The sequence below is a fragment of the Azonexus sp. genome, assembly GCF_041909095.1.
Lineage (GTDB): Bacteria > Pseudomonadota > Gammaproteobacteria > Burkholderiales > Rhodocyclaceae > Azonexus.
In genome coordinates this window covers 61,461-81,916 of the sequence record NZ_JAYREB010000005.1, presented here as the reverse complement: position 1 = coordinate 81,916, position 20,456 = coordinate 61,461, and the positions used below count along the sequence as shown (strand labels likewise).

Annotated in this window: 21 protein-coding genes; 12 read left to right on the top strand and 9 right to left on the bottom strand. The window is 66.3% G+C overall.

Features of this window, described 5'->3' with window-relative positions; translation table 11 throughout:
* Positions 1 to 129: 129 nt before the first annotated feature.
* Together ACE3OV_RS11270 and ACE3OV_RS11265 are read left to right on the top strand one after the other, a co-directional pair.
* Positions 130 to 480, top strand: a complete 351-nt coding sequence (locus ACE3OV_RS11270; protein ID WP_374327208.1) for a hypothetical protein — start codon at positions 130 to 132, stop codon at positions 478 to 480.
* Between the two features lie 14 nt (positions 481 to 494).
* Positions 495 to 1,430, top strand: coding sequence for a GlxA family transcriptional regulator (locus ACE3OV_RS11265; RefSeq protein ID WP_374327206.1), 936 nt, complete (start codon positions 495 to 497; stop codon positions 1,428 to 1,430).
* Between the two features lie 10 nt (positions 1,431 to 1,440).
* Here the strand turns inward: ACE3OV_RS11265 and ACE3OV_RS11260 are convergent, their stop codons facing one another.
* The 8 genes from ACE3OV_RS11260 to nifL form a co-directional block, all read right to left on the bottom strand.
* Complete coding sequence (locus tag ACE3OV_RS11260; RefSeq protein WP_374327205.1) at positions 1,441 to 3,072, bottom strand: ABC transporter substrate-binding protein; 1,632 nt, start codon at positions 3,070 to 3,072, stop codon at positions 1,441 to 1,443.
* A 67-nt stretch (positions 3,073 to 3,139) separates the two neighbouring features.
* Positions 3,140 to 3,445 carry a hypothetical protein gene (locus tag ACE3OV_RS11255; RefSeq protein WP_374327203.1) on the bottom strand — a complete coding sequence of 102 codons (306 nt, stop codon included), beginning with the start codon at positions 3,443 to 3,445 and terminating at the stop codon, positions 3,140 to 3,142.
* Positions 3,442 to 3,975, bottom strand: coding sequence for a flavodoxin (locus ACE3OV_RS11250; protein ID WP_374327202.1), 534 nt, complete (start codon positions 3,973 to 3,975; stop codon positions 3,442 to 3,444). Before ACE3OV_RS11250 ends, ACE3OV_RS11255 begins: the two co-directional genes overlap by 4 nt.
* A 2-nt stretch (positions 3,976 to 3,977) precedes the next feature.
* Complete coding sequence (locus tag ACE3OV_RS11245; RefSeq protein ID WP_374327200.1) at positions 3,978 to 4,247, bottom strand: nitrogen fixation protein NifZ; 270 nt, start codon at positions 4,245 to 4,247, stop codon at positions 3,978 to 3,980.
* A gap of 4 nt (positions 4,248 to 4,251) precedes the next feature.
* Complete coding sequence (locus ACE3OV_RS11240; protein WP_374327199.1) at positions 4,252 to 4,581, bottom strand: ferredoxin; 330 nt, start codon at positions 4,579 to 4,581, stop codon at positions 4,252 to 4,254.
* A 122-nt stretch (positions 4,582 to 4,703) separates the two neighbouring features.
* Positions 4,704 to 6,173, bottom strand: coding sequence for a methyl-accepting chemotaxis protein (locus ACE3OV_RS11235; protein ID WP_374327198.1), 1,470 nt, complete (start codon positions 6,171 to 6,173; stop codon positions 4,704 to 4,706).
* A gap of 101 nt (positions 6,174 to 6,274) precedes the next feature.
* On the bottom strand, positions 6,275 to 7,900 hold the full coding sequence (gene nifA / locus ACE3OV_RS11230; RefSeq protein WP_374327196.1) for a nif-specific transcriptional activator NifA: 1,626 nt from the start codon (positions 7,898 to 7,900) through the stop codon (positions 6,275 to 6,277).
* A 14-nt stretch (positions 7,901 to 7,914) separates the two neighbouring features.
* The gene (gene nifL, locus ACE3OV_RS11225) at positions 7,915 to 9,447 is read right to left on the bottom strand and encodes a nitrogen fixation negative regulator NifL (protein ID WP_374327195.1); all 1,533 of its coding nucleotides are present in this window, start codon (positions 9,445 to 9,447) and stop codon (positions 7,915 to 7,917) included.
* Between the two features lie 273 nt (positions 9,448 to 9,720).
* Between nifL and rsxA the strand changes: the two genes are divergently transcribed.
* The 10 genes from rsxA (at position 9,721) to nifE (ending at position 19,792) form a co-directional block, all read left to right on the top strand.
* Positions 9,721 to 10,299 (top strand): electron transport complex subunit RsxA, encoded by a 579-nt coding sequence (gene rsxA / locus ACE3OV_RS11220; protein ID WP_374327194.1) that lies wholly within the window; start codon positions 9,721 to 9,723, stop codon positions 10,297 to 10,299.
* Between the two features lie 13 nt (positions 10,300 to 10,312).
* The gene (locus ACE3OV_RS11215) at positions 10,313 to 10,840 is read left to right on the top strand and encodes an RnfABCDGE type electron transport complex subunit B (RefSeq protein WP_374327193.1); all 528 of its coding nucleotides are present in this window, start codon (positions 10,313 to 10,315) and stop codon (positions 10,838 to 10,840) included.
* An 11-nt stretch (positions 10,841 to 10,851) separates the two neighbouring features.
* On the top strand, positions 10,852 to 12,396 hold the full coding sequence (gene rsxC / locus ACE3OV_RS11210) for an electron transport complex subunit RsxC (RefSeq protein ID WP_374327192.1): 1,545 nt from the start codon (positions 10,852 to 10,854) through the stop codon (positions 12,394 to 12,396).
* Positions 12,397 to 13,063: 667 nt separating this feature from the next.
* The gene (locus ACE3OV_RS11205) at positions 13,064 to 14,149 is read left to right on the top strand and encodes an RnfABCDGE type electron transport complex subunit D (protein ID WP_374327191.1); all 1,086 of its coding nucleotides are present in this window, start codon (positions 13,064 to 13,066) and stop codon (positions 14,147 to 14,149) included.
* Position 14,150: 1 nt separating this feature from the next.
* Entirely contained in the window at positions 14,151 to 14,768 is a 618-nt protein-coding gene (gene rsxG, locus ACE3OV_RS11200; protein WP_374327190.1) for an electron transport complex subunit RsxG, read from the top strand.
* A complete protein-coding gene (locus ACE3OV_RS11195; RefSeq protein WP_374327188.1) occupies positions 14,765 to 15,439 on the top strand; it encodes an electron transport complex subunit E in 675 nt (224 codons plus the stop codon). Before rsxG ends, ACE3OV_RS11195 begins: the two co-directional genes overlap by 4 nt.
* 11 nt (positions 15,440 to 15,450) lie before the next feature.
* On the top strand, positions 15,451 to 15,726 hold the full coding sequence (locus tag ACE3OV_RS11190; RefSeq protein WP_374327187.1) for an RnfH family protein: 276 nt from the start codon (positions 15,451 to 15,453) through the stop codon (positions 15,724 to 15,726).
* A gap of 93 nt (positions 15,727 to 15,819) precedes the next feature.
* Positions 15,820 to 17,163, top strand: coding sequence for a putative Na+/H+ antiporter (locus ACE3OV_RS11185; RefSeq protein WP_374327186.1), 1,344 nt, complete (start codon positions 15,820 to 15,822; stop codon positions 17,161 to 17,163).
* 154 nt (positions 17,164 to 17,317) lie between these two features.
* Positions 17,318 to 18,274, top strand: a complete 957-nt coding sequence (locus ACE3OV_RS11180) for a ComEA family DNA-binding protein (protein WP_374327185.1) — start codon at positions 17,318 to 17,320, stop codon at positions 18,272 to 18,274.
* 120 nt (positions 18,275 to 18,394) lie between these two features.
* Positions 18,395 to 19,792, top strand: a complete 1,398-nt coding sequence (gene nifE / locus ACE3OV_RS11175; RefSeq protein WP_374327184.1) for a nitrogenase iron-molybdenum cofactor biosynthesis protein NifE — start codon at positions 18,395 to 18,397, stop codon at positions 19,790 to 19,792.
* A 7-nt stretch (positions 19,793 to 19,799) separates the two neighbouring features.
* Here the strand turns inward: nifE and ACE3OV_RS11170 are convergent, their stop codons facing one another.
* Positions 19,800 to 20,285 carry a DUF4231 domain-containing protein gene (locus ACE3OV_RS11170; RefSeq protein ID WP_374327182.1) on the bottom strand — a complete coding sequence of 162 codons (486 nt, stop codon included), beginning with the start codon at positions 20,283 to 20,285 and terminating at the stop codon, positions 19,800 to 19,802.
* Positions 20,286 to 20,456: the final 171 nt, after the last annotated feature.

Below are 20,456 nucleotides of genomic sequence, written 5' to 3'. Positions count from 1 at the left end.
TTCTCTGCTCACCCTGTTTGAACTCTGTCCGTGTCCGATTCCGTCCGCTTCTGGTCCCGTTCCGGTCTGTCGCGCGTTCGGGTACCCGCCTAAGCTACGTCTCCAGGGAAACCGTCCTGGGAGACAATCATGGAACGCGAGGTCTTGCTGTTGTTGCCGTTGCCGGCTGGCGTAGATGGCGATTCGCCGTTGGCGCGGCGGCTGTTCGAGCGCTGGTGGCAGGGCGCGCCGGCGCTGGCCTTGGGCGATGTCGGCGGCTGGCCGATGCCGGTTGAGCGGACTTTCAGCGCTGGCGGCGTGCCGCCGGCGCTGCGTTTCTGGTTGTGGCGGCGGCGGGTGCGGCGAGTGATCGTGGCCGGTGTCGGCGCTGCCGCCATCGTGGCCGAATTGCGCCGCCTGGGGTTTGCCGCCGAACTGCCCGGCGGTGCTTCGTGCGACACTGCCATGGCCGGCGCGGCGGGGCTGCTGCGCCTGGCCTGATCGGGAGTTTTGCCATGGACATGTTGTTCATCCTGCATCCGCAGCATACGGCCTTCGATTTTGCTGGGCCGGCCGAGGTCATTCACATGGCGGCGCAGGCCGGGGCGCCGTTTCGCCTGCGCGTGGCGGGGCCGCAGGCGGAGTGCGTCAATTCGCTGGGCGTGATCAATCGCGTCGATGCGCTGCCGGAAACGCTGGCCGACGACACCCTGGTCTTCCTGCTCGGCACCGAGGACGAGCCGCGCGATTACGCGACGCCGGCGGCCTTGGCGATCATCGACTGGCTGCAGGCGCAGTTCGATCCGGCCCGCCACCGGCTCGCCTGCATCTGTTCCGGCGCCTTGTTGGCGGCGCGCGCCGGCTTGCTCGACGGCCGTCGGTGTACGACGCACCACGCGCTGATCGAGATGCTGCGCGACTGGGCGCCGCGCGCGCAGGTGCTGGAAAACCGGATGTTCGTCGAGGACGGATCGGTGTTTACCTCGGCTGGCATCGCCGGCGGCGTCGACCTGGCGCTGGCCATCGTCGAGCGTTTTGCCGGCGGTCCGCTGGCGACGCAGGTGGCGCGACGGATGGTGATCTACCTGCGGCGCACCGGCGCCGACCCGCAACTGTCGCCCTGGCTGGCCCATCGCAACCATCTGCACCCGGCGGTGCATAAGGCGCAGGACCTGATCGCCCGCGACCCAGCGGCGGATATTTCGGTGAGCGAGATCGCGGCGCAGGTGCATGTCAGCCCGCGTCACCTGAGCCGGCTGTTCCGCAACGAGGCGGGAATCGGCCTCCTCGATTACCGCCATGCTCTGCGCGTTGAGCTGGCGCGGCAGTTGATTGGCCAGGGGCAGAGCGTCGAGCGCGCCGCCGAGGGCGCCGGCTTTGCCTCGGCGCGCGATCTGCGTCGGGTGTGGAAGCAGCACGCGGCGGGAACGCCGGGACGGCCGCTTGATTGAGGCGGGCGGCCTAAGGCGCGGCGTGCAGGACGCAGCGGTTGCGTCCTTCGTGTTTGGCCTGGTAGAGCGCCGCGTCGGCTTCGGCGATCAGTTCGCTGGCGCTGGCCGGCAGCTCGCTGGCAGCACGGCCGCTGATGCCGATGCTGATGCTGATCCGGCCATCGGCGCGGCCAGGGTGGGCGATGCCGGCACTGATGGTCTCCTGGCGCATGCGCTCGGCCTGGGCCAGCGCTTCATCTGCCGTCAGGCCGCAGGCGACGACGGCGAATTCCTCGCCGCCGACGCGGGCGGCGAATTCGCTGGCGCGCTGCGAGTTGTCGCGCAGGATCGCGGCGATCCTGCGCAGGCAGGCGTCGCCGGCCGGGTGGCCAAGAGCGTCGTTGTATTTCTTGAATTCATCGACGTCGATCATCATCAGCGTCAGCGGCAGGCCGTGGCGGCGGGCGCGCGCCAGTTCGAGGTCGAGCGCCGCGTCGAAGTGGCGGCGGTTGAACAGGCCGGTCAGCGCGTCGGTGGTCGATAGCCGGGCCAGTTCGCCGTTGGCCGTTTCCAGCTGGGCCAGGCTGGCGCGCAGGCGCCGGTTGAGCGAAACGATGTAGGCAACCAGCAGGCCGCCCAAGGTCAGCGCCAGCGCCGCCCAGGCCAGCGCCCGGTAGGCCCATTCGGGAATCGGCGGGCCGGGCTCGAAGAGGAAGCCGTCGAGCGTGTAAGCCGCCGGCAGCAGGCCGGTTTCGGCGAAAACCCGGGCGATGCCGCGCCAGCGCGTCTTGCTCATGTAACCGATATCGACGATATCGGCCAGGAAGAGGTTGTAGAGCGACTGCGCTTCCAGCGCCAGGCTGACGCGGTCCATGCGCGGCTGGTATTTCGCCAGGATCAGGTCGATCGTCGCGGCCTGCTGGTGGTAGGCGTGGCGCCAGCCTTCGGCCAGCGCGTCGCGCATCGCGGCGACTGCTTCCGGATGGGCGTGGGCGAAGGCCTGGCTGGTGAACAGCGTATCGCCGTAGAAGTCGATGCCCAGTTCGCGCGGGTTGAAGATCTGGTAGGGGATGCCCTGCCGGCTGGCTTCGACCGGCTCGGTCGAGACGTAGGCAGTGGTCGCGTCGACCCGTGCCGCGCCGGCGGCAACCAGGCTGCTGACGCTGCCGCTGTGCATCACCTGGCGGACCCGGTCGAGGTCGACGCCGGCCTTCTTCAGGTAGGCGGTGACTTCCGCCGAGTGCGTCTCGCCCATCAGGGTGCGGCCTTCGAGATCCCTGATCGAGCGGATCTCCGGGTCGGTGCGGGCGAGGATGACGAAAGGCGAATGCTGGAAGATGGCGGCGACCGCCATTACCGGCAGCCCCTTGTTGAAATCGATCAGCAGCGACGAGTTGCCGACGCCGAATTCCGCCTTGCCGCTGGTCACCACTGCCGCCGGGTCGATGTCCGGGCCGCCTTCGATCAGTTCGACGTCGAGCCCGGCCTGGCGGAAAAAACCCTGTTCAAGCGCTGCGTAGAAGCCGGCGAACTGGTACTGGTGGTACCACTTGAGCTGGACCCGCACCGGCAGCAGCTTGGCCGCCTTGCCAACGCTGGCCGGGTAGGCGGCGGTCGTGCTCAGGAACAGGGCCAGGCAGGCGAGCAGACGAAAAAGGCGCATGGGCGGGCACGGCCGAAACGATGATGGCGTCGAGTATAGCGCAGCGGAATCCCCCGCCTGTCCTGCCTCAGGCGGCGAAATGCAGGGCCAGGCTGCTCAGTGCCTTGGGCAGCGGCAGGTTTTCCTCGGTCTCGAGGATGCCGGGCAGCGGGTGCGGGTATTCAAAGAAGACGCCGTAGGTGCCGGGACGCTGGCCGTGCAGGTACACATGGGCGCGCAGCCGCTCGAGTTCGGCGTGGCGCAGGGTGACGATGTCGGGGTCGGTGCCGTCGTCCGGCGCGACGTCGCAGGCGTCGCCCAGCTTCTCGTCGAGACTGACGAGCAGGCGGCGCAGGGAACGGTTCTTGGGCAGCGACCAGGGATTGGTGTTCATCGCGCCAACTCCGGTTTGATTTGTTCCAGCCAGGTGTCGATGCGGCTTTCGCTGAGGCTTGCCTGCCAGTGCTGGTCGAGTGCCAGGCCGAAGAAATGATCGTCGGCGACCGCCTGCGAGGCCTTGAATTCGTAGCCGGCGACCGGCCAGCGGCCGACGATGCGGGCGCCGCGGGCAACGAAGGCGTCATGCAGGAGGCCGATCGCGTCGACGAATTCGTTCGGGTATTTCTGCTGGTCGCCGAGGCCGAAGATGGCGATGGTCTTGCCGGAGAGGTCGGCGGCGGCCAGTTGCGGCAGGAATTCCTCCCAGCTCGGCTGGCTCAGGCCGGTCGAGGTGCCCGGCAGTTCGCCGTCGCCCAGCGTCGGGCTGCCGACGATCAGGCGGTCGTAGGCGAGGAAGTCGGCGAGCGAGGTGCGCCCGATGTTGACCGGGGCGGCGGCAGCCGCCCCGAGTTTTTTGGCGATCTGCTTCGCCACCAGCCGGGTGCGGCCGGTGTCGGTACCGAAGAAGATGCCGATCTGGTCCATGCTCAGGCGCTCACCGCGAGTTCCTGGGTCAGTTCCTCCGGCAGCACGCCGACCGGGTCGCCGAGGGTGCCGTCGGGGCCGTTCTCGAAGCGCACCAGGTAGATTTCCTGATCCGGGTCGGCTTCGACATGGCCGAACTGGACGACCACGCCGCGCGCACCGGCAGCGGCGATCAGGCCTTCCTCCTCAACGATGCCGGGCATGCCGCCATCGTTGAAGATGTCGGTGGCGGCATAGACGAGGTCGCCGATTTCGTACTGGACGCTGGCCATGATGTCAGGCCCAGACGTCGGCGGTGGCCTTCAGGCGTTCGACCGGCTGGTCGAACATCAGGTCCTCGTCGATGATGGTGCCGACGTCGGCAGGCTTGACGCCGACGTACATCGTGCCTTCCGGGTAGACGATGACGGTCGGGCCGAGATGGCAGGGGCCGAGGCAGCCGGTGTTGGTGAGCTGAAAGCCCGAATTCCACAGGTTGCGGGCGGTGAACTCGTCAGAGAAGGCCTGCCAGGTGGCGGCGCAGCCCTTGTCCTGGCAGGAACCGCGCGGGTGGCCGGCGGGCCGGCCCTGGACGCAGACGAGTACGTGTTTCTTCGGTCTTGGCATGAGATTCTCCTGGTCGATGGAGAATCCTTAGCAAGGGTGGTGCCAGGTTTTAGTCCTTGTTTTTCAAGGAGATGGCCGGCTCCACTCTTGTCGGGTTCACGACAAGAGTGGACGTTTCCGCCTCAGCGGTTGCCGTGTTTCTCGCGCACCATCGCGTCCAGCGAGTCGATCACGCCGTCACTGCCGGCTTCGACCTGCTCGAAGGCGCCGTGCAGCTTCTCCTGAATCGCGTAGTCGGTTTCCCAGCCGGTTGCCAGCAGTTCCATTGCCCGGTGCATGCTCTGGTGCACGGTGCGGTGCGGGTCGCCGATGCGGCGGAAGCTGCCGACCTTGCCGAAGATGGCCAGGGTTTCGTCGTTGCCCAGCCATTTGCCGAGACGGCAGGACTGTTCGTTGACTTCGACCGCTCGGGCGTTGTCCGAGTTGACGCCGTGGCTGATCGCCAGATAGCCGTTCTGCTTGTAGATGAAGTGGTCGACCTTGGCCAGCGCCGCGAAGCTGACGTCGTGGATGTAGTGGATCTGCTCCAGCGCCTGCGAGGATGCGTCAGCCACACCGGCGAAGCGGGCGTCGAAATCGCCGATGGTGCCGCGCGATTCGGAGGCGATGTCGCGCATTTCGCCGGAGTTGGCGAGCATGCGCTCGGCGTCGTTCTGCAGTGTCTGCATGACGCCGGAAATGGCGGTCGAGGCCTTGATCGTGTCTTCCGCCAGCTTGCGCACCTCGTCGGCGACGACGGCGAAGCCGCGGCCGTGTTCGCCGGCGCGGGCGGCTTCGATGGCGGCGTTGAGGGCAAGCAGGTTGGTCTGGTCGGCGATGCTGGCGATCAGCGTCACCGAGCGGGCGATTTCCTCACGGTGGGTATTGAACTCGACGATGGCGTGGCCGGTGTCCTCGATCTTGTCGACCAGGCGGTTCATCGCCGTGACGACGGCGGCGATGGCGGCGCTGCTTTCCTGGGCGGCGTCGGCGTTGGCCGTGGACAGACGGGTCAGCGCATCGGTGGCGGCGACGATGCCGAGCATGTCGTTCTGGATCGTCCGCATGTTCTTCAGCAGGTTTTCCTCGTTCAGCTGGCCGAGGCGGGAGAGCAGGTTGTTGCGCATTTCCTGGTGGTAGTTGCGCATCAGGATGGCCAGCGACTGGTTGCCCTGGTCGACCGCCTCGCGAAAGACGCCGTACAGGCCCTGGCTGGCGATCGCTTCGCCGTAACGGTTTTCGCTTGCCGCGCTGAGCGCCTCGCGCTGCTTGCCGAAGCAGCTTTCCATCTGGTCGAGCATGGCGTTGACGTTGTTGCACACCGTACCCAGTTCATCGCGCCGGTTGTTCGGCGGAATCCGCTTGCCGATCACGCCCTGGGCGATTTCGCCGGCGATGCGCGAGATGTGGTTGAGCGGGTCGAGCGCGACGCGCAGCTTGTGCAGGTAGTAAAGGCCGCTGCCAATGCCGAAGGCCATCAGGCAGGCGAACCACAGCCAGTCGATGGCCAGCCAGCCGTGGCTGGCCATGCCGATCAGGCCGGCGATGAAGAGGAGGGCGTTGAGAAAGACGACTTCGACGACGGCACTGGTGATGAAAGGCGAACGCTGCATGGGCTTTCCTGGCAGATGGGGAAACTGGAACGGCGGGATTCTTGCCGGCGAATGTTACGGCATGATGCGGCGGCCGTGCCAGCACGGCCGCGCTGGCACGTTCAGAACTGCTTGACCTCGATGTTCAGCGTCTGGATGCGGTAGGCAATCTGCCGCGGCGTCATGCCCAGGATGCGCGCCGCCTTGGCCTGCACCCAGCCCGCCTGTTCGAGCGCGGCGATCACCCGCTCGCGTTCCGACAGCGAGGGATCGGCGAGGTCGACTTCTTCTGCCGGGGGCGCCGGTGGCATGTTGCCGAGCGGGGCCGGCCCGCCGTTGCGCAGCGGTCGGCCGGAGCTGCGCTCGCGGCTGCTCGGGAAGCGGATCAGGTCGACGTCGATGCGGCCGTCTTCCGAGAGCACGGCGGCGCGTTCCAGGCAGTTCTCCAGCTCGCGCACGTTGCCCGGCCAGTCGTGGCTGGCCAGCCGGCGCTGCGCCATGTCGGTCAGCGTCAGCTTGCGCTTCTGGTCGTTGCCGATCTTGCCCAGCAGGTGGCGGGCGATGTCCGGGATGTCCTCGATCCGCTCGCGCAAGGGCGGCAGGAAGAGCGGCATGACGTTCAGGCGGTAGAACAAGTCTTCGCGGAAATCGCCCATCTCGACGGCGGTTTCAAGATCGCGGTGAGTGGCGGCGATGATGCGCACGTCGACCTTGATCGTCTTGCTGCCGCCGACGCGCTCGAATTCGCCTTCCTGCAGGATGCGCAGCAGCTTGGCCTGGAAGGCGGCCGAGACTTCGCCGATTTCGTCGAGGAACAGGGTGCCGCCGTTGGCCTGCTCGAAGCGGCCCTTGCGCGCTTCGACGGCGCCGGTGAAGGCGCCGCGCTCGTGGCCGAAGAGTTCGGATTCGAGCAGATTTTCCGGCAGCGCCGCGCAGTTCAGCTTGACCAGCATGTTGCGGGCGCGCGGCGAGTTGTAGTGGATGGCGTTGGCGATCAGCTCCTTGCCGGTGCCGGTTTCGCCACGGATCAGCACGGTGGTGTTCCATTTGGCGACCATCCGCGCCTGGTCGAAGACCCGGCGCATCACCGCCGAATGGCCGACCATGCTGTCGAAACCGTGCTGGTGGCGAACGGTGCGGCGCAGCAGGTCGCGCTCTTCGAGCAGCGAGGACTTTTCCTGGGCGACGTCCATCGCCAGGCGCAGGTTCTGGCCGATCAGGTTGGCGACCATCTCGACGAACTGGGCGCGTTCCTCGAGCAGCCCGTCTTCCGGCGCTTCCGGCTGGACCGCGAGAACCCCCTGCAGGCTGCCGCCGACCTTGATCGGCACGGCGATGAAGGGCAGTTCCGGCTCGTAGATGCGCATCCGGTTGAGGAAGCGCGGCTCGTCGGCGACGCGGCTCAGCTTGATGCTGCGCGGCCGTTCCAGGATCAGGCCGATGATGCCTTCGCCCGGTCCGTACTGGGCGGCGTCGGCGTCCGGGCCGTCCGGGTTGTAGATGGTATGGACGGCGAGCTTGCCGCTCTCGGCATCGACGACGCCGATCAGGCCGCGGGCGAGGCCGGCCTCCTCGTGCAGCACGCGCAGCACTTCGCGCAGCGATTCGCGGAAGTTGAGCGAGCGGCTCAGTTCCCGGCTCACCGCGTAGAGCGCGGAGAGGAGCAGGATGTTGAGTTCGTGCGTGCGGCAGAAGCCGCCGCCCGGGGGGCATTCGTCGGCGCTGTGGATGGTGTGGTGTTCCTGCATGCTCATGGTCCTGGTCAGATCGGGTCGCCGTCGACGCGGAATTCGACGATGGCGGCGCAGCCGCCGCTCGGGCTTTCGTCGAGATCGATGATGCCGCCGTGGTCGGCAACCACCTGCTGGGCACGCGAGAGGCCGGTGCCGATGTGCTTGCCGCTGCCGTTCTTGGCCGTGAAGAAGGGTTCGAAGGCCTTGTGCCGCCACTCCATCGGGATGCCGGGGCCGCTGTCGAGGACCGAGACGCGGATGCAGTCGTCGATCACCTCGCTCTTGATCTGCAACTCGCGGCGCGGCCAGCCCTTGACGTTCATCGCCTCGATCGCGTTCTCGACCAGTGCCTTGAACAGCATGCGCAGTTGCAGCGGCCGCCCTGGCAGCGGCGGTAGTACCGCCGACGGCTGCCAGTCGACGGTGATGCCGGCCTTGAGCAGACGCGCCGTGCACACTTCGAGGACGTCGCGCAGGATTTCGTTGAGATTGACCCGCACCACCATTTCCTGCGGGCTCTGCGGGATCACCTGGCGCAGCGATTCGACGTGCTCGCGGCTGGTTTCCAGCACGTGGCGCAGCATTTCGGCGCTGCCCGGGTCGCGCCGCTGCAGCACGGCGATCGCCGAGGCCATCACGTTGAGCGGTTCCTCGAGGCGGAAGACGGCGGCGGACAGGCCCTCGCGGATCGCCGCCGTGCGTTCCTCGTCGGCCAGCGACGCCTTCAACGCGGCGCCCTTGGCGCGCTCCTGTTCCTCGCGCAGGTTGGTGATGTCGGAAATCACCAGCAGCAGGCCGGGCTGGCCGGCGGCGCAGAAATAGCTGTCGGCACAGTCGTTGTGCATCTCAATCGCCGAAGCGCTGACCGACAGCCAGCGGGCACGGCCGACCGGGCTGTCGAGGCGCATCTCGCGGTTGGTGAATTCGCAGCGCCGGATGTCGCCGGCCAGCGCCTCGTACCATTCCGGCGCCAGCGCGTCGAGCAGGCGGTGTGCCGGTTCCTTGGCGCGCATGTCGGTGACCAGCTTCTTGTATTCCTGGTTGTCGAGGACGACGCGGCCGGCCGGGTCGAGCAGGGCGAAGGCGACCGGCGCCGCATCGACCACCGATTCGATCAGGTGCTTGTGGTTGCGCAGCGAACGCTCGAGCCGGTGCAGTTCGGTGACGTCGCGGTGCATGCCGAGGAAGTGGGTGATTTCGCCGGCGGCGTTGTGCACCGGCGTGATCGACACTTCGGCGAGGTAGGTGCCGCCGCACTTGCGCTTGTTGAGCAGCTTGCCCGACCACGGCTGGTGCGCCTGCAGCGCGGTCCACATTTCCTGGTACAGCTCGCGCGGCGTGGTGTGGTTGGAGAGCACCGATTCGTTGAGGCCGACAATTTCCTCGGCGCTGTAGCCGGTGATCCGGCTGAAGCTGTCATTGGCGTAAAGGATGCGTGCCTTCGGATCGGTGATCGAGATCGCCAGATCGGCCTGGCTGACCGCCTGGCGATAGACATCGGGCGGCAGGAGATCCTTCAGGTCCTGAAGGCTGGGCGTCTCGGGTTGAGTCTGGGCCGGCATGGGGTACTCCGCTGGGGCGTCAAAAACGATGCGGTGCTTGAAGCAGGTTTCATGCCGCACTCGGCGAATTTTCGGAAATGCACGGTTTGGCGGGGCTTGGGCGGAAATTCGACAATTTTGCTGTGGCCTTTGCGACAAAGTGCTGCAGGGAAAACGCACCACTTTGGTGTGCGGGCTGGGAAAAGGGCACGGAATGGCCCGCCCAGGGCCTTGGCGACGGATGGCACGGCTTATGCAGTACCGGCGGTGATCTTCCTTTCGAGACTTCCGTCCATGAGCGAAATCCTCTTACTGCTGCTCTCCACCGCGCTGGTCAATAACGTGGTGCTGATCAAGTTCCTTGGTCTCTGCCCGGTGATGGGCGTCTCGAAGAGCGTCGACAGTGCGCTCGGCATGGGGCTGGCGACGACCTTCGTCCTGGTGCTCGCCAGCGCCGCTTCGTGGATGCTCGACAACTGGCTGCTGCAGCCGCTTGGCCTGGGCTATCTGCGTATCCTCAGCTTCATCCTGGTGATCGCCTCGGTCGTGCAATTCACCGAGATGTTCATCAAGAAGTCGAGCCCCGGCCTTTACCAGTCGCTCGGCATCTACCTGCCGCTGATCACCACCAACTGCGCCGTCCTCGGCGTCGCCCTGCTCAACGTGCAGCAGCAGTTCAGCCTGTTCAAGAGCCTGCTTTACGGCTTCGGTTCGGCGCTCGGCTTCACGCTGGTGCTGCTCATCTTCGCCGGCCTGCGCGAACGTGTCGCGCTGGCCCGGGTGCCCGCCGCCTTCGCCGGGGCGCCGGTCGCCTTCGTCACGATCAGCCTGCTGGCCCTGGCCTTCATGGGCTTTTCCGGCCTCAACGTCTGAAAGGAGGAATCCGATGATCGCCGCCATTCTCAGCCTGACCCTGCTCGGTGCCGCGCTCGGCATCGTGCTCGGCATCGCCAACCGTGTCCTCAAGGTCGAGGGCAATCCCATCGTCGAAGAGCTGATCGCCCTGATGCCCGGCTCGAACTGTGGCCAGTGCGGCTTCCCGGGTTGCCCCGGGGCGGCCGAGGCGATCGTCGCCGGTACGGCGCCGCCGACCTGCTGCCCGCCCGGCGGCAAGGCGCTGGCTTCGGCGATTGCCGCCAAGCTCGGCATCACGGTTGACCTTTCGGCGCTCGGCGACGACGGTCCGAAGATCGCCGTCGTCGCGGAAGAACTGTGCATCGGCTGCTGCCGCTGCTCCAAGGTATGCCCGACCGACGCCATCATCGGCGCCGCCAAGCAGGTGCATAACGTCTTCCGCGAGGCCTGCACCGGTTGTTCGGCCTGCATCGAGAAATGTCCGACCGAGGCGCTGCTCATGAAGCCGGTCCCGGTCACCCTGCAGCATTGGGTGATGCCCAAGCCGCTGACTGCGTGAGAGCGAAAACCATGGGCTTCATGAATCTGTTCAAGCATGTCCTCGGCGACGACTGGGGCGTTCATCCGGAAGATCACAAGCGGCCGGCAGCTGATCGCCCGGTGCGCACGATGCCGGTGCCGGCCAGGCTCTTCCTGCCGCTGCAACAGCACCTTGGGGCGCCGGCGCGGCCAACCGTGCTGGTCGGCCAGAAGGTGAAGAAAGGCGAACTGATCGCCGAGGCGCAGGGCATGATCTCGGCGCCGCTGCACGCGCCGACTTCGGGCAGCATCGCCGCCGTCACCGAAATCACCGCCCCGCATCCCTCCGGCCTGACCCTGCAAGCCATCATTCTGGAGGCCGACGGTCTCGACGAATGGGGCGAACTGGTGGGCTGCGCCGATCCCTTCGCGCTGGACCCGGCGGAAATCGGCAAGCGGGTCGCCGCCGCCGGCGTCGTCGGTCTCGGCGGTGCCGCCTTCCCGTCGGCGGTCAAGCTGAACGGCGCCTCGCGCTCCAAGGTGACGACGCTGATCATGAACGGCGGCGAATGCGAACCCTATCTCTCCTGCGACGACCGTCAGATGCGCGACCACGCGGCGGCGATCGTCGACGGCATCCGCATCATGCTCCACGCCACCGGCGCCGCCGTCGCGCTGGTCGGCATCGAGGACAACAAGCCGGAAGCCATCGCCGCCATGCAGGCCGCGGCGGCCGGCGTCGACAAGGTGGAAATCCGGCCGGTGCCGGCGCGTTACCCGATGGGCTCGGAAAAGCAGCTGGTGCAGGTGCTGACCGGCCGGGAAGTGCCGGCCGACGGCCGCACCTTCGACATCGGCGTCATCGTCCATAACGTCGGCACGGCGCTCGCCGTGCGCGCGGCGATCCGCGAAGGCAAGCCGCTGATTTCGCGTCTGCTGACGGTCAATGGCAACTGCGCCAGCGAACCGGGCAATATCGAGGTGCGCATCGGCACCCTGGCCGAGGAAGTGCTGGCCTTCGCCGGCGGCTTGAAGGGCGAAGGCCTCGGCCTCGCCCGTCGCGTCCTCGGCGGGCCGATGATGGGCATGCAGATTCCGCACTGGCGGGTGCCGGTGGTCAAGGGCAGCAGCGGCATCCTGGCGCTCGACGCCGACGAGGTGGTGGCGCGCGATCCGAACCCGTGCATCCGCTGTGGTTCCTGCGTCAAGGCCTGCCCGATGGGCCTGCTGCCGCTCGAAATGAGCGCCCGTATCCGCAGCGAAGCCTACGACGAGGCCGTCGCCTACGGCCTGAAGGACTGCATCGCCTGCGGCTGCTGCGCCTACGTCTGTCCGTCGCAGATTCCGCTGGTCCAGTACTTCGTCCATGCCAAGGGCGAACTTGCCGCCCAGGATCGCAGCAAGCTGCGCAACGACGCGACCAAGAAACTCGCCCTGCAACGCCAGGAACGCCTCGACCGCGAAGCACGCGAACGGGCGGAAGCCGCGGCCAAGCGCAAGGCCGAACGGGAAGCCGCGGCGGCGGCCAAGGCGGCGGCAGAGGCCGCGACCAAGGTGGCGTCGGCTTCGGCGGCCGAGGGGCAGGGGGTGATATGAGAGTGGGGGCTTGCGCGCGGGTGTGGTCGGTTGCTGAGGCGCTGTTTTCCTTTGCGTTTCAGCGGGCGGCTTTGGTTTTTGAGGCGCCGTTTTCCGCGCCTGACGCGCGGGCGTACTTTCTTTTTTGTGGCAAAAAGAAAGTAGCCAAAGAAAAAGCCACCCCAGGTTACGCGGTCGGCTGCGCCGACTCCCCTGCGCTACTCGAAGGGCCGGGCGGCTGCGCAACTCGCCGCTGCGCGGCTCAGACAGTGCTCGCCGACTTCCCCCGGCCCTTCTCCGTTGCTCGGCGCTCCACATGGGGGCCCCGAAAACCAGCGGTATGCGAAGGTTTGCGGTTGAAAGAGCGTTGTGCTTTCAGCAGCGCTCGGTTTGCCGGGCCCCTTGGGAGGCGCCGAGCAACGCAGGCGTTGGCGGATAAAGGGCGAGCACTGTCTGAGGGGCGCAGCCCCGAGTTGCGCAGCCCCCGCCAACGACGAGTAGCGCAGGGGACCCGCGCAGCGGGCGCCGACCTAGGGTCGCCTTCTTCTTTGGCTACTTTCTTCTTGGCGAAGCAAGAAGAAAGTACGCCCGCGCGTCAGGCGCGGAACCCTGCGGTTCAACAACCACTCACGCCCGCTCGGCACCGAGAAACTTCCGAATACCAGCCCCCCCAACGAGGAACCCCCTCATGACTCCCCTCTCCATCACCACCCAGCCCGTGGCTTCGCCGCATGCCCACGGCGGTAATTCGGTCGGCCGGACGATGTTGCGCGTCCAGTTCGCGCTGGTGCCGGCGACGCTCTACGGCTTCTGGCTTTACGGCTGGCCATCGTTCTTCCTGTGGCTGCTGACCATCCTTTCCTGTCTCGGTTTCGAGGCGCTGTCGCTCAAGCTGGCCGGCAATGCGCGGGTGCGTCGTACCTTGTTCGACGGTTCGGCGGTGCTCACCGGCTGGTTGCTGGCGATGACCTTGCCGCCCTGGGCGCCGTGGTGGGTGGCGGTGGTCGGCGGGTTCATCGCCATCGTCATCGGCAAGCAGGTGTTCGGCGGGGTTGGCCAGAATGTCTTCAACCCGGCGATGGTCGCCCGCGTCGCGCTGCTTGTTTCCTTCCCGTTGCCGCTGACCCTGTGGGTGCTGCCGGAGCCGATGGCGACGGCGGTGCCGCCGGATTTCATTACCGGCCTGCGCATCTTCCTGACCAGCCTGCCGGTGCCCGATGCAATGACCAGCGCGACGCTGCTCGGTCATACCAAGACCGAGCTGGCGCGCGGGACCGATTTGCTGCACGCCCTGGGCAACGCCCCGGCCTTGTCCTGGGTCGGCCTGCGCGCCGGCAGTTTCGGCGAGTCGGCGGCGCTGCTGCTGCTGGCCGGCGGCCTTTACCTGCTGCTGACGCGCGTCATCACCTGGCATGCGCCGCTCGGCGTCTTCCTCGGTGTCGCCTTGCCGGCGGCGCTGGCGCACGGCATCGATCCGGCGCGTTTCCTGGCGCCCGAGGCGCATCTGCTGTCCGGGGCGCTGGTGCTCGGCGCCTTCTTCATCGCCACCGATTACGTCACGTCGCCGAACACGGCGACGGGGCAACTGATCTTCGGCCTCGGCGTTGGCTTCCTGACCTGGGTGATCCGCAGCTTCGGCGGCTACCCGGAGGGGATGGCCTTCGCCGTGTTGCTGATGAACGCGCTGACGCCGGTCATCGACCGTTTCGTCAAGCCGCGCGTCCTCGGTCGCGACCGCAAGGGCCGGCCGCTCGACATTCCGGAGAACGCCTGACATGAACCTCGATACCCTGCGCGACAAACTGGCTTACCAGCCGATCCTGCTCGGCACCATCGCGCTGCTCGCCAGCGGCGCGCTGGCGGCGGTTTCCAATCTGACCGGACCGGCCATCGCCGCCGCCGAAGCGAAGGATTTGCGCGATTCGCTGTCGGAAGTGCTGCCGGCCGGGCTGGCCGACAACGACTTCCTCAAGGATACGGTCGAACTCGAACGCGACGGCAAGACCATCACCGTCTATCGCGCCCGCCACGGCAGCGAGCTGAAGGCGGCGCTGTTCAAGGTGGCGGAACGCGGCTACGGCGGCGAGATCCAGATCCTGATGGCGGTCGATGCCGACGGCCGCATGCTCGGCGTGCGCATCCTCAAACACAGCGAAACGCCCGGCCTGGGCGACAAGATCGACGTCAGGAAGGACGACTGGGTGCTCGATTTCAACGGCAAGTCGCTGGGCGATCCGGCGCCGGAGAAGTGGGGTGTCAAGAAGGATAACGGGGTCTTCGACCAGTTTGCCGGCGCCACCATCACGCCGCGCGCGGTGGTCAAGGCGGTCAAGGGCGGGCTTGAGTTCTACGCCGCCCGCAAGCAGGACATCACGGCCGGGAGCGGATCATGAGCGACAACAACTATGGAACCATCGTCAAGGACGGCCTCTGGGAGCAGAACGTCGTCTTCGCCCAGATGCTGGCGCTGTGTCCGACCATGGCGGTGACCACCAGCGGCACCAACGGCCTCGGCATGGGGCTGGCATCGACGGCGGTACTGGTGGTGTCGAACATCCTGGTCTCGATCATCCGCAAGACGGTCAGCGACCAGGTGCGGATTCCGGTCTTCGTCGTCCTGATTGCCACCTTGGTGACCATAGTCGATCTGGCGATGAATGCCTGGGTGCATGAACTGTACAAGGTGCTCGGCCTGTTCATCGCGCTGATCGTCGTCAACTGCGCCATCCTCGGCCGGGCCGAGGCCTTCGCGGTGAAGAACGGCGTGCTGGCGAGCGCCGTCGACGGACTGGCGATGGGCATCGGTTTTACCGGGGCGCTGACGCTGATCGGCCTGGTGCGCGAGTTTTTCGGCAGCGGCACCCTGTTCGCGCAGGCCTCGCAACTGCTCGGCCCGGCCTTCGCCTTCCTCGAAGTGCAGGTGCCCGGCTACGGCGGGGCGTTGCTGATGATCCTGCCGCCCGGGGGCTTCGCCGTGCTCGGCTTCATGCTGGCCAGCAAGCGCATCATCGATCAGAAACTGGCCGAGCGTGCCCAGGCGGCCGCCGCGCCGGCCACCGTCTGAGGAGAATCGCCATGCAGATCGGCGTTGCCTATTCCGAACCCGGCCAGCAAATCTGGCTCAACATCGAAGTGCCCGATACCGCGACGATCCGCGAGGCGATCGAGCGCTCCGGCATTCTCAAGCAGTTTCCGCAGATCGACCTGGAGACCCAGAAGGTCGGCGTTTTCGGCAAGCTGTCCAAGCTCGACAGCGCCTTACGGCCGGGCGACCGCGTCGAAATCTACCGGGCGATCATCTGCGATCCGGCGACTGTGCCGCGCAAGGATGCCGACGACGATGAGGAATGAATTGCCGTAAATGCGTTTTGAACTGTTGAAAACTTGAGTCGGGCAGTCGACAATACATCCGGTTTTCCTAATATTTCCTGGTCGCCATCCACCATGCTACGTTTTCTCGCGCTGTCCCTGTTGTCCCTGCCTGCCCTGGCCTTAGCCAGTTCCGAAGTCGCGCCAACCGCTGCCGCCAGCGGCGGGGTCGGTGCCCCGGAAATCATCGCCACGGTGATCTTCGCGATCGCCGTGCTGCACACCTTCTCGACCAAGTTCTTCGCTCATCTCGCCCACATCAATCCCCGCCATGCCGGGGTCTGGCATCTGCTGGCCGAGGTCGAGGTGGTGTTCGGCTTCTGGGCCTTCGTCCTCGTCGCCTCGCTGTTCCTGCTGTCCGGGCAGGAGGCCGCGGTGCATTACCTGGAAGGGCGCAATTTCACCGAGCCGATGTTCGTCTTCGTGATCATGGTGATGGCTGCCAGCCGGCCGATCCTGGTCGCCGTCGCGGCGCTGATCCAGCAGGCGGCGGCGATGATCCCGATGAACCGGGCCCTGTCCACCTATTTCCTGTGCATGGCCGTGGTGCCGATGCTTGGCTCCTTCATCACGGAACCGGCGGCGATGACCTTGGCGGCGCTGATGCTGCGCGACCGTTTCTTCCAGCAGGGGCTGTCGACCCGCCTCAAGTACGCGACCATCGGCGTCCTCTTCGTCAACGTCTCGATTGGCGGCACGCTGACCCACTTCGCGGCGCCGCCGGTGCTGATGGTGGCCGCCAAGTGGCAATGGGACACCCTGTTCATGATTTCCCATTTCGGCTGGAAGGCGGCGGTCGCCGTGTTCGTCAACGCCGCGGTGCTGACCTGGATGTTCCGCCAGGAGCTGGGCGGCAAGGGCGCACTTGGCGGCAAGACCGGCAGCGTGGTGCCGCTGGCGGTGACCGCGGTGCATGTCGCCTTCCTCGTCGGCGTCGTCGTCTTCGCCCATCACGCCGTGGTGTTCATGGGCCTCTTCCTTTTCTTCCTCGGCTACACCGAAGCCTACAAGCGGCACCAGGAACGCTTGATCCTGCGTGAAGGCCTGATGGTCGCCTTCTTCCTCGCCGGCCTGGTGGTCCTCGGCGGCTTGCAGCAGTGGTGGTTGCAGGCGGCGCTGACCGGGGTCGAGCCGACCGTGCTCTACTTCCTGGCCACTGCGCTGACCGCGGTGACCGACAATGCCGCCTTGACCTACCTCGCCTCGCTGGTCGATGGGGTGTCGATGGAGTTCAAGTACGCGATCGTCGCCGGCGCGGTGACCGGCGGTGGCCTGACGGTCATCGCCAACGCGCCGAACCCGGCCGGCGTCGCCATCCTCAAGGGCTATTTCGACGACGAGTCGATCAGTTTCGTCGGCCTCTTCCTGGCCGCCTTCCCGCCGACCTGCATGGCGATCTTCGCCTTCCAGGCGCTGTGAATCCGGATGGCCGGGAAACCGGCCATCTGTCGCTTTTGCGACAAAAGAAGGCTTTCGGCATGCACCTCCATTGTGCATAAAAATCGCCTTAAGCGATTGATTGATTTAAATATTTTGCGGTCTATAATGCGCGGCCTTTTTCCCGGAGAAGACCGTGTCCGCAATCCCGTCCCCGGCTACCGCTCTCGGTGCCAACCATGGCTATCGCTTCGTCGGCGACAGCGTCCATCTCAACGCCGAAGTCACGCTCGCCGCTAGCGATCTGCAGGACGGCAGCACCTGGTCGCTGCAACTGTGGGCGAGCGGCGCCGGCTTCGCCGAGCGGGCGCCCGCCGGCGTCAAGGTCGGCGAATTTCCGCTGCAGCCCTTGCCGGGCTCTTTCAATGTCGATGCCTGCGTTGCCGCCTTGCCGCCGGCCGGGCACGACGCTTTCACGATGGCGCTGATGCTGGTTTCCGGTGACGCCGATGGCGGCGTCGAAGTGCGCGACCTGGCGATCTATCCGACGCCCCAGTACTTCGTCCAGCCGACGCTGAACGGCGCGCTTGACTGCCGGATCGCCGACGGGCTTGCCGAGATCGCCATCGCTGGCATCGCCAATCCGCGCGCTGCCGACAACCTCAGCGGTACGCTGGCCCTCGAAGTATGGGCGCTGGACAGTCCCTACGCCGGTGGCGCCTGGACCGGCACGCCGGTGGCCAGCCTGGTCCTCGGCCAATTGGCCGGCGGCGACGCCTGGTCGGATTGCCGCTACACGGTGCCGGCGGTAGACCCGGCCGGCGCGGCGCTGACCGTGATGCTGCGCGAATGGACGGCAAGCGGCTACCTGACGCGCGATTACCGCAACCTGCCCGGCCAGACGCTTGCCACGCCGCCGAAGGCGTCCGGCGCCAAGAAGGCAGCGGCGAAAAAGGCGGCGCCAGTTCCGCCGGCGGCGGTGTCGATCAACGAGGCGACGCTGGACCAACTGGCCGCGGTCAAGGGCCTCAGCCGTGCCGTCGCCGCCGCCATCGTCGCCGGCCGTCCTTATGCCGCAGTCGCTGACCTGTTGCGGGTCAAGGGGCTCGGCCCCAAGCTGCTGGAAAAGCTCGGCGCCAGCCTGCGCGCCTGAGTTGAGGCAAGGCTTGTCGCAAAGGCGACAAGCCTTGTTTTTCTTGTTTTCCTTGAAAATCAGCGGCTTGTATTGTGGCACCCATCTTGCTGAGTAGTCTGCGGACTACCGGAGATGCGCATGAAAACCAGCGAAATCCAGGCCCTGCTCGACGAGCCCGCCTGCAGCCATAACCACAAGGAAAAGTCGGGCTGTGCCAAGCCCAAGCCCGGCGCCACGGCTGGCGGTTGCGCCTTCGACGGCGCCCAGGTCGCGCTGCTGCCGATCGCCGACGTCGCCCACATCGTGCACGGGCCGATCGCCTGCGCCGGTTCGTCGTGGGATAACCGCGGTGCGCGTTCCTCGGGCGTTACCCTGTACAAGATCGGCATGACCACCGACCTGTCGGAAACCGACGTCGTCATGGGACGCAGCGAGAAGCGCCTGTTCCATGCGATCAAGCAGGCCATCGACAGCTACGCGCCGGCCGCCGTCTTCATCTACAACACCTGCGTCACCGCCCTCATCGGCGACGACATCGAAGCCGTCTGCAAGGCTGCCGCCGAGCGCTGGGGCGTGCCCGTGGTGCCGGTCGATGCGGCCGGCTTCTACGGCACCAAGAACCTCGGTAACCGGCTGGCCGGCGAGGCGATGTTCAAGCACGTCATCGGTACCGCCGAGCCAGCACCGGCCAAGCCGCGCCCGGACGGCCTGCCGACCTACGACATCAACCTGATCGGCGAATACAACATCGCCGGCGAGTTCTGGCACGTCGCGCCGCTGTTCGACGAACTCGGCTACCGCATCCTGTGCACGCTGTCCGGCGATTCCCGCTTCCACGAGGTGCAGACCATGCACCGGGCGAAGGTGAACATGGTGGTCTGCGCCAAGGCGCTGCTCAACGTCGCCCGCAAGATGCAGGAAAACTACGGCCAGCCCTACTTCGAGGGCAGCTTTTACGGCGTCCAGGACGTTTCCAACGCGCTGCGCGACTTCGCCCGGCTGATCGGCGACCCCGACCTGATCGCCCGCACCGAGGTGGTGATCGCCCGCGAGGAAGCCAAGGCGCACGCCGCGCTCGAACCCTGGCGCGCGCGCCTCAAGGACAAGCGCGTCCTGCTCTACACCGGCGGCGTCAAGTCGTGGTCGATCGTCTCGGCGCTGCAGGATCTGGGCATGAAAGTGGTCGCCACCGGCACCAAGAAGTCCACGGAAGAGGACAAGGCGCGCATCCGCGAACTGATGGGCGAGGACACCAAGATGATCGACGACGGCAGCCCGAAGGCCCTGTTGTCGACCTATCACGAGTACAAGGCCGACATCCTGATCGCCGGCGGCCGTAACCTGTACACCGCGCTGAAGGCGCGCATTCCCTTTCTCGACATCAACCAGGAACGCGAATTCGGCTACGCCGGCTATGCCGGCATGAGCGAACTCGCCCGCCAACTGGCGCTGTCGATGGAAAGCCCGGTGTGGGCCGCGGTCAGGAAACCGGCGCCGTGGGCGAAGGCGGTTTCGGGGACGGCGCTGACGGCTTGAACCGGTTTCAGACCTCTGCTGGCGCCGGCCGGCCCGCGCTGGCGGCGTCCGCGGATTGCGTTTGGCGCTTGCCGACAATCTGCCGGTTCCACTTGTCGTTGGATGCGCCGAGGATTTCCTGCAGGCGGAAGAAGTATTTTTCGAGCAGCTCGGGCGGACTCGCCTCGTCGAGAACAAAAGCCGCCTCGCGTTGCAGATCCATCAGCGCGTAATAGGTCATGCGCTCGTGTATCCACAGTTCGGCAGGCTTGCGCAGGCCTTCGACCGAGGTCAGCACACCGGTGCCGGCGGAAACCAGCAGGATGACGACGCTGATCGCCGCGGCCGATTCCGGAAACTTCAGTGCCAGCCCGGCGAGCAGGGCCGATAGCGAAGTCAGCAGAAAGACCGCGTAACGCAGCCGACGGTGCAGGCGCTTGTGCTTTTCCGATTCCGCCTTGAAAACCTTGACCTTGTCGGCGAGCTGATCGAGCAGGAACTGTTGTTTGTCCATGGTGTTTCCCCTCTCCGCTGGCGATGAACATGACATTGGGCAGCGCCGGGGCGGCTTGGTTCAAAGTGCTGCCAACGGCATGGGGGCGGCGGCTTGCGGCAAATATTCATGGTTTCTGGATATTCCTCTTGGGTAAGTTTTCGTCATGCGGCATGATTCGATCATTTGCCG